The following is a 14,657-nucleotide window of genomic DNA, read 5'->3' as shown; positions in this document are numbered from 1 at the left end:
TAAATTAGCCCCTCCCTTGCTCGTTCTACTGGAAACGCCTTGGCCCGCAGGCCAGGCCGCAGATCAGTAAGGACGGAATGCATGAACGCTCAAGATTCACTTAGACTCGCTCGTCGTTTTATCGAGTTGCCTGCGCAGAAGCGGCATTTGTTTCTTGAAGCCTTGAAAGCGGAGAACGTCGACTTTTCGCTTTTTCCCATTGCGTCCGATGTGCAGGTGGCGGGGCGGGACGCCTTGTCCTATGCGCAACAGCGTATGTGGTTTGCCTGGCAGTTGGACCCGCGTGGCAGTGCCTACAACCTGCCCATGGCCGTGAAGTTGCTGGGTGAGGTGGATCGGCAAGCGTTGCAGCAGGCTGTCGATAGTCTGCTGGGCCGTCACGAAACCTTGCGTACGGTGTTTCGCGAGCAGGATGACCAGGTGCTTCAGCACGTCCTTGATGCCGGCGAGGTCAGGGTCGAATTCATCGACTTTTCAGGGTTCGAAGACGCTGAGCGCGACGGGCGGATCGACACAGTCACCCGTACCGAAGCCCTTGCACCGTTCGATCTGATTCAAGGGCCTTTGCTGCGTATCAAGTTGTTGAAGAAAAACCATGACGAACACTTGTTGCTGGTGACGTTGCACCACATCGTCGCCGACGGTTGGTCGATGGGGGTTCTGATCGATGAACTGGTGCGGCTCTACGATGCTGCCAGTTCGGGTGAAACGGCGACGTTGCCGGCCTTGCCCATTCAGTACCGCGATTACGCACTGTGGCAGCGCAGTTGGCTGGAAGCGGGTGAGCAGGCACGGCAACTGGCCTATTGGCTGGACAAGCTCGGTGACGAGCATCCGGTCCTCGAATTACCGGCCGACCGTCCACGGCCTGCGGTGCCGGGGCATCGTGGCGAGCAGTACGCCGTGGATATCGACCCGCAATTGGCGGCCCAACTGAGGGGCGTCGCCAGAAAACACAATGTCACCCTGTTTATGCTGATGCTGGCTTCCTTCAGTTTGTTGTTGTACCGCTACAGCGGGCAAAACATCCAGCGCGTAGGGGTGCCGGTTGCTAATCGGCAGCGTTCTGAGGTCGAGGGGTTGATTGGGTGTTTTATCAATACCCAGGTGCTGCACACCCACATTGACCCCTTGATCGATACGGCTGAGCTGTTGCGCCGGGTCAAGGTCAGCGCGCTGGAGGCACAGTCCTTTCAGGACCTGCCGTTCGAGAAACTGGTGGAGGTGCTCAACCTTGACCGCAGCACCGCCCACAGTCCTTTGTTCCAAGTGTTGTTCAACCACCAGGCGAACGTGACGGACGTCCAGACCATCAAGACCCGCTCCGGGCTGGTGCTGGAAAAATTCGCCCAGCCCAAGACCACGGCGCGCTTCGACCTGGCCCTCGATACCGTTGAAAGTGACGGGCAGTTGCAGGCGGCGTTTACCTTTGCTGTCGACCTGTTTGACCGGGCGACCATTGCCCGTCTGGCTGAGCATTGGGTGCAGGTGCTGCGGGGCCTGGCGCAGGAAACCGGACTGCCCATCGGTGAATGGCCCTTGGATGAGCAATTGCGGGCTCAGGACGGGCTTGCCGTCGAGCCGGACACCTGCGTGCACAGCCTGATCGAACAGGTGGCCCGCGATTTTCCCGAGCGTGTGGCAGCGGTCCATGAGGGCCATGCCATCAGCTACGGTGAACTGAACCGGCAGGCCGGGCAGTTGCAGCAGCAGTTGCAGGCGGCAGGTGTTATGCCGGAGCAGGCCGTGGGTGTGGTGGCCGACCGGTCACCGGGCATGCTGGTGGGCATGCTGGCGATCCTCAAGGCCGGTGCAGCCTATGTGCCCCTCGAGCCTGACCAGCCGGCCCAGCGCCTGGCCTTTATGCTTGAAGATGCAGGCATTGTTCACGTCCTCGCTCCTTCGGATTGGGCGCAAGCGTTGCCTGTGGGCATACAGTCGATCGCCTTCGACCGCATCGCGGATCTGCCGGGTACGCCAGCTGGCGTTGAGGTTGCGCCGGGTAATCTGGCTTACATCATCTACACCTCCGGCACCACTGGCACGCCCAAGGGCGTCGCGGTTTCCCATGGTGCACTGGTCAACTACGTGCAGGCTGTTTCGCGGCGCTTGCCGATGGCCGACATCCACAACCTGGCGATGACTTCCACCCCGGCTGCGGACCTTGGGCACACGGTATTTTACGGTGCGCTGTGCAATGGCAAGACCGTGCACCTGTTGAGCAGGGAGCGGGTGCTGGATGCGGATGCATTTGCGGCCTATATGACCGAACACCGGATCGATGTGCTGAAGATCGTACCGTCGCACCTGGATGCCATGCTTTCGGCCAGCGGCAGCGGTGCAGTGTTGCCCCGCGAGTGCCTGGTCCTCGGTGGCGAAGCCTGCTCCGAGGCTTTGCTGTCGCGGATTGCCGGGTTTTCTCCAGCGCTTGCGGTCATCAATCACTACGGGCCGACCGAAGCTACGGTGGGCGCGCTGACGGCGCCGCTGGTAGCCGGGCAACCGCTTCCTTTGGGTGGCCCGCTGGATAACGTCCGGGTACAGGTGCTGGACGCGAGCCTGCTGCCAACACTCGGTGGCGCCAAGGGTGAATTGCACATCGCGGGCGTTGGCCTCGCGCGTGGTTACGTTGCTCGTCCGGGGCTGACGGCCGAGCGCTTCGTGCCGGACCCGCAGGGCCCTGCCGGCTCGCGGATGTATCGTACCGGCGACTTTGTGCGGCGTGATCCAGCTGGCGCTTTGCGGTTTATCGGGCGCATGGACCATCAGGTGAAAATTCGTGGCTATCGGGTCGAGCCAGGCGAAGTCGAGCAGCGTCTGCAAGCGCTGCCGGGCGTCAGGAAGGCGCTGGTCCGGGTCACCGGTGTGCCCGATGCGCTGCAATTGGTTGCGTACGTGGTTGCCAGCCAGGCGCCGCAGGATGAGGCGGCCCTGAACGCTTCAGGCGGCGAGCTGCAACAGGCGCTCAGGGGCTTTATGCCCGAGCACATGATCCCTGGGCAGATCGTTTTTCTTGATGAAATGCCCCTCACTGCCAACGGTAAGGTCGACGCCAGCCGTCTGCCGGCCCCGGGCGCCGCGGGTGATGAGCGCCAGTACGAGGCTCCCGTCACCGACCATGAAAAACTCATGGCCAGCATCTGGGCAGAGGTGCTCGGGGTCGAGCGTGTGGGGGTGAGCGACAACTTCTTCGCACTGGGCGGACACTCGTTGCTGGCCACGCAAATCGTCTCCCGGGCGCGCCGCCAGTTGGGCCTGGATATCCCGTTGCGATTGCTGTTCGACACCGCGGACTTGCGCAGTTTCTGCGCCGACATCACCGGCCAGGCCGGCGCGGATGACGCGCCGTTTCGAATCCTTGATCGCCAGCAGAACCTCGCGGTGTCTCACGCCCAGCACCGGCAATGGTTGTTCTGGAAAATTCACCCGCAGAGCTCGGCCTACAACACGCCGATGGCCGTGCGAGTCAGCGGTAGTCTGGACAAGCTGGCGCTGCGCGGGGCATTCGATGCGCTGGTGGCGCGCCATGAAAGTCTGCGCACCGTGTTTGTGGAAGAGCAGGGCGTGCCCTGCCTGAAAGTCCTGCCGAGCCTTTCGGTGCCCCTCGCCGAGGAATTCATCGGTGCGTTGCAGGGCCAGGCTTTGGAGCTCAAGTTGCAGGAGGAGATCCAGCGCCCCTTTGACCTGGCGAACGGCCCGTTGCTGCGTATCAAGCTGCTGCAAGTCGGGGCCAAGGAGCATTTGCTGTTGCTGACGCTGCACCACATCGTTTCCGATGGCTGGTCCATGAGTGTGATGGTGCGTGAGTGCATCGCCAGCTACAACGCCCGGGTTTCAGGGCAGGCACCTGTCGCGCTCGCGCCGCTGGCTGTGCAATACGCAGACTATGCCACGTGGCAGCGCGAGCGCCTCAACGACGGGCAGATGCAGGCCCAACTGGGCTACTGGAAAACCCGGCTGGAAGATGACTTCAGCGTGCTGGAACTGCCCGCCGACCGCGTTCGGCCGCAGGTCCAGAGCTACCGTGGCGGGCGCATTGACGTGCGCCTGCCCGCTGAACTGGCGGTCGGTTTGCGCCGCTTGGCGGTGAGCGCCAATGCCACCTTGTTCCACATTTTCCTGGCTTCTTTCGCCTTGCTGCTGGCGCGTTACAGCGCCACTGAAAAGATCAACGTCGGTGTGCCGGTGACCAACCGTAACCGCCTGGAACTGGAAGGCCTGATTGGCTTTTTCGTCAACACCCTGGTGGTGCGGGTCGGGGTGGATTTTACCGCGACCTTCAATCAGTTGTTGGCCCAGGTCAAGGAAACCAGCCTGCAGGCCCAGGCCAACAAGGACATCCCCTTCGACGTGCTGGTGGAGGAGTTGGCGCCGGAGCGTGGCCTTGGCCATAACCCGTTGTTCCAGGTGATGTACAACCACATGCGCGACCTGGGCGAGCAGGTTACGGGGCAAAGTCTGATCGGTGCGGATGTGCAGGAACTCGACCTGATCGAAGGCACCTCGCAGTTCGATTTGTCGCTCGATACCGTGGAGCGTTCGGACGGTGTACTGGCGACGTTCGTGTATGCCAGCGACCTGTTTGACCACGCCCGCATCGAACGCATGGCTGAACATTGGTTGAACCTGTTACACGCCTTGGCTGCACAGCCCCAAGTGAGCGTCGACCGGTTACCGTTGTTCTCGCCGCAGGAGCAGGTACGCCTTGAGCGCGACTGGTGCCAGGGGGCACAGACCACCCACTTGGCCGATACCGACGTGGCGCGCCTGTTCGAAGCGCGTGTGCACGAGCAGCCCCAGGCACCGGCGCTGCTGATGGGTGATGAGCAACTGAGCTACGCCGAGCTGAATCGCCAGGCCAACCGCCTGGCCCATAAACTGCGTGAACTGGGTGTGGGGCCGGAAGTGTTGGTTGGGGTTGCCGTTGAGCGCAGCCTGGACATGGTGATCGGCCTGCTGGCCATCCTCAAGGCTGGCGGCGCCTACGTACCGCTGGACCCGGACTATCCCCGTGAGCGCCTGGCCTACATGATGGAGGACAGCGCGATTGTCCTGCTGCTGACCCAGACCGCCCTGCAGTCCCGGCTGCCGATTCCGCCGGGGCTGCCCAGCCTGTGCCTTGACCAGCCGGCCGACTGGCTGGCCGCCTACAGCACCGACAACCTGGCCGTGCCTGTTGACCCGCAGTCCCTGGCGTATGTGATGTACACCTCGGGTTCCACCGGGCGGCCCAAGGGCGTGGCGATTAATCAGGGCTCCCTGAGCCTGCACGCCCAGGTTTCGCTGGGGTTTTTCAACCTGTCGGCGAGCGACCGGATCCTGCAATTCGCCACCTTCAACTTCGATGGGTTTGTCGAGCAGTTGTACCCCGCACTCACCTGCGGCGCCTCGGTGGTGATACGCGGGCCGGCGTTGTGGGACAGCGAAACGTTCTACCGTGAATTGATCGACAAGGACATCAGCGTGGTCGACCTGACCACTGCCTACTGGTTCATGTTGGCCAAGGACTTCGCCGCCAAGGGGCCGCGCGATTACGGGCGCCTGCACCAGTTGCACGCAGGTGGTGAAGCCATGCCGCCGGAAGGTGTCGTGGCGTGGAAACAGGCAGGCCTGGGCCATGTACGGTTGCTCAATACCTATGGGCCGACCGAAGCCACCGTTACGGTCACCGCTCATGACTGCACGGCGTTCGCGGCGCCAGACAGTTCGGCACCGCCGGCGTTGATGCCTATCGGCAAGGCCTTGGGCGGGCGCTCGATTTACCTGTTGGATAACAGCGCGGGCCTGACCGCTCCCGGCGCCATTGGTGAGCTGCAGATCGGCGGCGGGCTGTTGGCGCGCGGCTATCACCATCGCCCTGCGCTGACGGCGGAGCGTTTTATCCCCGACCCGTTCAGCGAACACCCTGGAGGTCGCCTGTACCGCACGGGCGACCTGGCACGCTACGTTGAAGACGGCGTAATCGAATACGTCGGGCGCATTGATCATCAGGTGAAGATTCGTGGCTTTCGCATCGAACTTGGGGAAATCAGTGCGCGGCTGTTGGAGCACCCGGCGCTGGGCGACGCCTTGGTCATTGATATCGATGGCGTGCTCGGCAAGCAACTGGTGGGTTACCTGGTGCCGACCGATGCGGCCATCCTGCATGCCGACGCCGAGGTCCAGGCCGCGTTGCTGGGGCGCATTCGCGAGGACTTGAGAAGCAGCCTGCCGGACTACATGGTGCCCGCGCACCTGATGTGGATGGCCGAGCTGCCCCTGACCCCTAACGGCAAGCTCGACCGCAAGGCCTTGCCGGCCCCGGATGCGCGTCAGATGCAGGCTCACTACGTCGCCCCGGCCACGGACCTTGAGCAACAACTGTGTGACATCTGGGCCACGGTGCTGCGCATCGAGCGGGTCGGCATGCACGACAACTTCTTTGAGCTGGGCGGCCACTCCTTGCTGGCAGCCCAGGCGATTTCCCGAATCAACACCCAACTGGGCATCGATATGCCAATTCGCCAGATCTTCGAGACACCTGTCTTGAGTGAGTTTTCACGAACCCTGGAAAGTGCCGGCCAATCGCTGACTGAAGCGGGCTTGTCCGATATCGAGCAACTGATGAACGAAATGACGGAGGCTTGAACATGGATAAGACTACAGCTGAACGGATTGCCAAGCGTTTCGTTGGCCTGCCGCTGGAGCAGCGCCGCCAGATCCTGGAAAAAATGCAGGCCACCGGCCAGAGCTTCAAGCTGTTGCCGATTGCGGCTACCCGTCATGACGTGGCACGCATCCCGCTGTCGTATGCGCAACAGCGCATGATGTTCCTGTGGCAACTGGAACCCGACAGCTCCTTCTACAACATCCCGATGGCCGTGAGCCTCAAGGGCGAGCTGAGCCTCGACGCGCTGAACCAGGCGTTAATCCAACTGGTGCAGCGCCACGAAACCTTGCGTACGCGCCTGGTCTCTCAAGACGGCGAGTTTTATCAGGAGATCCTCGAACACCCAGGCGTTGCCCTGGAACACGAAACCGTGGACGACCGTGCAACGCTCGACACCCTGGTCAAGCAGGCGCTGAGCCGGCCGTTCGACCTACTTAACGACCCGCTGCTGCGGGTCAAACTGTTCCGCCTGGATGCGCACGAGCATGTGTTGACGGTGTGCATGCACCACATCGTCAGTGACGGCTGGTCCAGCGAACTGATGGTCGAGACCTTCGTGCAGTGCTATGACAGCCTGGTGACCGGGCAGGCGGTGAACCTGCCGCCGTTGCCGATCCAATACGCCGACTACGCCATCTGGCAGCGCGCCTGGCTGGAAGCGGGCGAGGGCGAGCGTCAGTTGCAGTATTGGCAACAACAACTGGGCAGTGAGCAACCGGTGCTTGAGTTGCCTCTGGACCACCCGCGTCCTGCCCAGGCCAGCTACAAGGGCGCCGTGCTGCGGGCGGATATTGCGCCGGCCTTGTCGGCAAGCCTCAAGGCGCTGGCGCAGAAAAACGGCCAGACCCTGTTCATGCTGATGCTCTCGGCATTGGCCGTGGTGCTGTCGCGTTACAGCGGGCAGTCAGATATTCGCATCGGCGTGCCGAACGCCGGGCGCAATCGCAAGGACCTGGAGGGGCTGATCGGCTTCTTCATCAACACTCAGGTCATGCGGGTTCAGGTCGATGAATACACCACCTTCCAGGCTCTGCTTGAGCAGGTAAAACACGTGGTGGGTGGCGCACAATCCCATCAGGAATTGCCATTCGAGCAACTGGTGGATGCCCTGGCGCCGGAGCGCAACCTGAGCCACAACCCGCTGTTCCAGTTCAAGCTCAACCAGAACGTCGCGGGCGAAGCCAGCAGTGCAGGCGCCCGCAAGACGCTGAGCGGGTTGAGCGTCGAAGAGTTCCCCTTGAGCGGTGCTGATGCACGGTTTGACCTGGCGTTTGACTTCAGCGACAGCCCCAACGGTATCGAAGCCTGGTTCACCTATGCCACAGACCTGTTCGAAGCGCCGACCATTGCGCGTATCGCCCAGTCATTGCAGCAGTTGCTGCAGCAATTGGCACAGGCCCCGGACAGTCGCTTGCTCGACCATCCACACGCCGCCCCGGCTTCCCTGGAAGGTGACGTGCTCGCGTTTGCGCACACCGATTTTCTCGGCCTGTGGCGGCAGTCGCTGGAAATGGCGGGTGACACGCCAGCGGTGCGCTGTGGCAACCAACTGCTCACTTACCCGCAGTTGGAGCGCCAGTCGAACCAGTTGGCGGCTTACCTGCGTCAGCAGCAGATCGGCGCCGGCAGCCTGGTTGCCTTGTGCCAGGAGCGCTCTGTTGAGTGGGTCATCAGCATTCTCGCGGTGCTGAAAACCGGTGCGGCCTTCTTGCCGCTGGACGGCGCCCAGCCAACCGAACGCCTGCAAACGCTATTGGTCGACAGCGCTGCGGCCTTGCTGATTCGTCCTTCTGGCGATGAGCGGTTGGCGCAACTGGACGCCTGCCCGGTACTGGCCTTTGAGCCGGCTACCTGGCGTCACTGCGATGACGCGGCCGTGAGCCGCGACGTATTGCCCCAGCACACCGCCTATGTGATCTACACCTCGGGCTCCACCGGCCAACCCAAGGGCGTGGTACTCAGCCACCAAATGCTGGCCAACTACGTGCAAGGTGTTCTGGAACGCTTGCAGGTACCGGCGGGGGCGAGCATGGCCATGGCATCGACCGTGGCCGCGGATTTGGGTCACACCCTGCTGTTTGGCGCACTGGCCAGCGGCCGGCTGTTGCACCTGCTGACCAAGGACCATGCTTTCGACCCGGACAGTTTTGCCAGCTACATGAACGAGCATCAGGTGGATGTGCTGAAAATTGTGCCCAGTCACTTGCAGGGGCTGCTGCAGGCCGCCGACGCGGGTGCTGTGCTGCCTCGGCGCCTGCTGATTGTCGGTGGCGAGGCGTGCCCTTGGTCATTGGTCGACAAGGTGCGTCAACTGCATCCGGATTGCCGCGTGGTCAACCATTACGGGCCAACGGAAACCACCGTGGGGATTCTCAGTCATGAAGTGCTGGAAAACCTCGAGGGTTATCGCACCGTGCCGGTGGGCCGGCCGCTGGCCAACAGCCGGGTGCGGGTGCTGGATAGTGGGTTGAACCCGGTGCCTGAACGGGTGGCGGGTGAGTTGTACCTGGGCGGGCAGGGCGTTGCCCAGGGTTACCTGGGCCGTGCGGCACTGACCGCCGAGCGTTTTGTGCCGGACCCGCAGGCGCGTCACGGCGAGCGCCTGTATCGGGCGGGCGACCGGGCACGTGTCGAACAGGGCCGGGTGGAGTTTTTGGGCCGTGCCGATGAGCAAGTCAAAATTCGCGGTTACCGGGTTGAACCTGGGGAAATCGCCGAGCTGTTGCGCACCCTCGAGGGTGTGCAGGACGCGGTGGTCCTGGCGCAAGCCCTGGAAAGTGATCCGAGCCGTCTGCAACTGGTTGCCTATTGTGTGGCGGCCCCGGGCATCAGTGCTGCGACACTGGCCCCGCAGTTGCAGGCACGTTTGCCGGACTACATGGTCCCGGCCCATCTCCTGCTGCTCGAGCGCTTGCCGCTGACCCTCAATGGCAAGCTCGACAAGCGTGCCTTGCCCCAACCAGAAGTGGTCAGTCGCGAGTACGTGGCACCTGTGGGCGAGATTGAAGAGACGCTCGCGAGTGTGTGGGCTGATGTGCTCAAGCTTGAGCAGGTGGGCACCACGGATAACTTCTTCGCGTTGGGCGGCGATTCAATCCTCAGCCTGCAAATCATTGCCCGGGCTAAACGCCAGGGCATCAAGATTTCTCCCAAGCAATTGTTCGAAAAGCAGACCGTCGGTCTGTTGGCACAAGTGGCCAAACGGGTTGAGGAGAAACCTCGCACCACGGCGCCCCGGCCGGTGCAGGACGTGAATGGCAGCGTCCCGTTGTTGCCGATTCAGGCGCGTTTTTTCCAGACGCCTGTCGATCAGCGGCAGCGCTGGAACCAGTCAGTGCTGTTGACCCCCACCGAACGCCTGGCCCCGGCGGCCCTGGAAACCGCATTGCAAGCGCTGGTGCAGGCCCATGATGCGTTGCGCATGAGTTTCAGCGAGCAGCAAGGCCAATGGCGTGCTGAACTGCGGGTGCGTGCGCCTCAGCCCATCCTTTGGCAAAACACCCTGGATGACCTCGCGCACCTGCCCAATGCAGCCGATGAAGCCCAGGGCAGCCTCGACCTGAACGAGGGCCGGTTGGTGCGTGCGGTGCTGTTCGATCTGCCGGACGGCCAGCAACGTGTGTTGCTGGTGATTCACCATCTGGTGGTGGACGGTGTTTCCTGGCGCGTGCTGCTGGAGGACCTGCAAGCCGCCTATCAACAGGCTAACCAGGGCGTCGCCATCACCCTGGACGCCAAGACCAGTTCGCTCAAACTCTGGGCCGCGAATCTGCAGCGCTATGCCGGCGATGAAGCCCTGGCGGCTGAACGTGATTATTGGCTCAACGCGCTGGATCAGGGGAGCGCGGCGTTGCCTTGCGACTTCGCCGACGGTGCGTTGACCAATCGTCAGGCAGCCAGCGTCTCGTCACGCCTGGACAAGGACCTGACCCACAAACTGCTCAAGCTGGCGCCCGTGGCGTATCGCACCCAGGTCAACGACTTGTTGTTGACTGCCTTGGCCCGCGTGCTGTGCCAGTGGAGCGGGCAGCCGGCGGTGAGCATTGCCCTGGAAGGTCATGGTCGCGAAGACCTGTTCGACGACGTCGACCTGAGCCGTACCGTCGGCTGGTTCACCAGTTTGTTCCCGGTCAAGCTCACACCCCAGGCCTCGGTTGGCGAGAGCATCAAATACATCAAGCAGCAACTGTGGCAGGTGCCCAACAAGGGGATCGGCTACGGCGTGCTGCGTTACCTCGGTGCCGAGGCGTTTGCCGCTCAACTGCGTGCGCTGCCCGAAGCCCGGGTGACGTTCAATTACCTCGGGCAGTTCGACGGCAGTTTCGCCCGGGACCAGGGCGCGCTGTTCGTGCCGGCCAGCGAAGGCACCGGCAAGCGTCAGAGCGACGATGCGCCCTTGGGTAACTGGCTGAGCATCAATGGCCAGGTGTATGACGGCGAGCTGACCCTGGACTGGACCTTCAGCCGCGAGATGTTCCGCGAGGACACGGTGCAGCGCCTGGCCAGTGCCTACGAGCAGGCACTCAAGGAGGTGATCGAACACTGCCTTGACGAAACCAGCCAAGGCGTCACGCCGGGGGACTTCCCGTTGGCCGGCCTGACCCAGCAGCAACTGGACCGCCTGCCGGTGGCTGCGCGGGACATCGAGGACATTTACCCGCTGTCGCCGATGCAGGAAGGCCTGTTATTGCACACCTTGCTGGAGCCCGGTTCGGGCATCTACATGATGCAGTATTGCTATCTGGTGGAGCATGGCATTGACGTGCCGGCGTTTATGCAGGCCTGGAAGCTCGTCGTCGGACGCCACGAAGTGCTGCGTACCTCATTCTGCTGGGAGGTCAGCGAGCGCATGATGCAGATCGTTCACCGGCGACCGGAGCCGGCCATTCGTTTCTACGATTGGCAGCACGTCGACAGTGCCGATTACGAAAGCAAGCTGGCTGCCGAGCTGGCGGAGGAGTTGCACCAGGGCTTCGATCTGGCCAGGGAAGTACCGTTCCGCCTGCGCCTGATCCAGCTGGCGCCGGAGCGCTTTGGTTTCGTCTTCAGCAACCACCACGTGCTGTTGGACGCCTGGTGCCGAATGGGCATTGTGGATGAGTTCTTCAAAATCTATGACGGGCTGCTCAAGGGCGTGCCGGTGCAACTGCCGGTGCCTTCGCGCTACCGTGATTTTATTGCCTTGCTCGAAGGGTGGGATCAGGGGGCCTCCAAGCAATTCTGGACGGACACCCTGCGTGGTTTCGAGCGGCCGACGCCGTTGCCGTTCGACCACACCATCAACCGTGAACAAGGGGAGGCGACGGTGGACGACCGGATCGTCTACTTCAGCCGCGAACAGAGTGCCGCATTGGCTCAGAAGGCGCAGAGCGCACAACTGACGGTCAATACCCTGGTGCAAGGGGCCTGGGCAATGCTGTTGCAACGTTACAGCGGCGAACGGGACGTACTGTTCGGCATCACCGTGGCGGGGCGGCCCATCGAGTTCCCGGAAATGCAGGCGACGGTAGGGCTGTTCATCAACAGTATTCCGCTGCGGGTAGCCGTGCCGGGAGCGGGGTCCACGCAGAGTGCCAGGGCGTGGTTGCAGTCACTGTTCGAACATAACCTGGGGTTGCGCGAGCATGAACACCTGCCGTTGGTGACTGTCCAGGCTTGCAGTGAAATCGGCGCCGGGCAACCACTGTTCGACAGCCTGTTCGTGTTCGAAAACGCTCCGGTGGAATCCAGCGTGGGGGTGCAGGCGGCGAGCATGAAAGTCCAGGCCGGGACCTCTCGCACCCACACGAACTACCCGATCACGGTGGTGGTGTACCCGGGTGAAGTGCTGGGCCTGCATTTGTCCTATGACCAGCGTCTGTTCGACGCGGCGACCATCGAAACCTTGCTGGCTGATTTCCAGGCCACGTTGCTGGCGCTGGCCGAGGGTCTGGATCAACCGTTCCATCAATTGCCGGGCCTGAGCCACGGCGTGTCCGAAGTCGATCAACTGCCGGCGTCACTCAACGAGGGCTATGCTCGGTTGTTCGGCGCAACCGTTGCGGATAACCGCCAGCGTATCGCCGCCAGTTGCCAGGGCCGTAGCTGGACCTATGACCAACTGGACGTGCAGTCCACCCAATTGGCCCGGGTCCTGCAATCGGCAGGCGTCGAGGCCGATGGCCTGGTCGCTGTGCTGGGTGAACGCGACCTGCCGTTGCTGGGCATGGTGATCGGCACCTTCAAGGCGGGTGCGGGCTACTTGTCCCTGGACCCGAACCTGCCGCTGAAACGCCTGACGGATGTACTGGGCTTAAGCCGTGCGTCGGTGCTGGTGTGCGACAGCGCGTGCCACACCCTTGCCCGGCAGTTGCTCGAGGGGCTTGAGCAGCCACCGGCCTTGCTCGTCTGGGAGCAGGTGCAGGCGCAACCGTCGCAGACCAGCCCCTTGCGCACACTGCCGCTGGAGGCCGGGCGCCTGCTGGCGTACGTGATCTTCACGTCGGGCTCCACCGGCGTGCCCAAGGGCGTCATGGTGGAACAGGCCGGTATGCTCAATAACCAATTGAGCAAAATCCCTTACCTGGGCTTGAGCGCGGCGGATGTGATTGCCCAGACAGCGTCCCAGAGTTTTGACATCAGTGTGTGGCAATTGCTGACCGCCACCTTGTGCGGTGCCCGGGTGCACATCATCCCGGATGCCATTGCCCAGGATCCGCAACAGTTGCTGGAGCATGCACGCACCGCCGGCGTGAGCGTACTGGAGTGCGTCCCCGCGATGATTCAGGCGGTATTGGAGCTGCCCGCAGTTGCGTTGCCCGCCTTGCGTTACTTGCTGACTACGGGGGAAGCCATGCCGCCCGCACTCGCTGCCCGCTGGCTGGAACGCTACCCGCAGATCGAGTTGATCAACGCCTATGGTCCCGCGGAATGCTCTGACGACGTGGCCCTGTACCGCGTCCGCGAGCCCGCTGGGCAAACGCACTTGCCGATTGGCACGCGCACCGATCACAACCGTTTGTATGTGCTGAATGATTTGCTCGAACCGATGCCGGCACGGGCTACGGGTGAGCTGCACATTGCCGGTGTGGGAGTAGGGCGCGGCTACCTGGGTGACCCGGTGCGCACCGCGCTGAGTTTCGTTCCCGACCCGTTCAGCAGCCGTCCCGGCGGGCGCCTGTACCGCAGCGGCGACCTGGCCCGGCAGCAGCCTGGCAGTGAGGTGCTGGAGTACATTGGCCGAGCCGATTTCCAGGTGAAGATTCGCGGTTATCGCATTGAGCTCGGAGAGATCGAGGCGCGCCTGCAGGCTCACGAGGCGCTGCTGGGCGTGGTGGTTGTGGATGTCGAAGGTGTCGGTGGCAAGCAATTGGTTGCGTACTGCGTGCCTCGCGACCCGGCGCTGATCGAGGCCGGCCCGCAGGTGCTGGGCGAGCTGCGTACCGCGCTGGCGGAGCATGTACGTGCCAGCCTGCCGGGCTACATGGTGCCAGCGCAGTGGGTGATGCTGCCTGCCTTGCCGTTGACCGCCAACGGCAAACTGGACCGCAAGGCACTGCCGCAGCCCTCGGCCAGCCAGTTGCAGGCGGACTATATAGCGCCGGTGACTGAGCTGGAGCAACAGATGGCCGCCATCTGGGCCGATGTGTTGAAAGTGCCGCAGGCAGGCCTGGGTGACAACTTCTTCGAACTGGGTGGCCACTCGCTGCTGGTGGTGCAAGTGGTGGTGCGTGTGCGCGAGCAGTTATCGATCGAGGTCAGCCTGCGCGAACTGTTCGAACATCCGACCCTGGCGGCGTTCAGCAAGGTGGCCGCCGGCAAGCAGGACCAGAGTCAGACGATTCACAGCGAATTGGCTAAATCTTTGGAGGCCCTCAAACGTCTTACTACAGAGGAAATTGATGAGCTGACTTTGTAGGAGGGAGAGGGACACCTGACTCCCACATTGCAGCATTCAAGGAGCCGGACATTGTCCGGCTCTTTCATGTGTTCAACACCCCCGCGTGCCCCCGGGCGTTGAGCCGGTATT

At 62.7% G+C, this 14,657-nt stretch carries 2 protein-coding genes; both read left to right on the top strand.

The window, feature by feature from the left end; all coding sequences use genetic code 11:
- Positions 1–81: 81 nt before the first annotated feature.
- Positions 82–6,627 carry a non-ribosomal peptide synthetase gene (locus LIY45_RS11565; protein ID WP_226476402.1) on the top strand — a complete coding sequence of 2,182 codons (6,546 nt, stop codon included), beginning with the start codon at positions 82–84 and terminating at the stop codon, positions 6,625–6,627.
- Positions 6,628–6,629: 2 nt separating this feature from the next.
- On the top strand, positions 6,630–14,546 hold the full coding sequence (locus LIY45_RS11560) for a non-ribosomal peptide synthetase (protein WP_226476401.1): 7,917 nt from the start codon (positions 6,630–6,632) through the stop codon (positions 14,544–14,546).
- Positions 14,547–14,657: the final 111 nt, after the last annotated feature.

The organism is Pseudomonas sp. MWU16-30323 (assembly GCF_020515595.1).
GTDB lineage: Bacteria > Pseudomonadota > Gammaproteobacteria > Pseudomonadales > Pseudomonadaceae > Aquipseudomonas > Aquipseudomonas yamanorum.
Note: the sequence above shows the minus strand (reverse complement) of the source record. Positions and strands in the feature narration are given on the sequence as shown.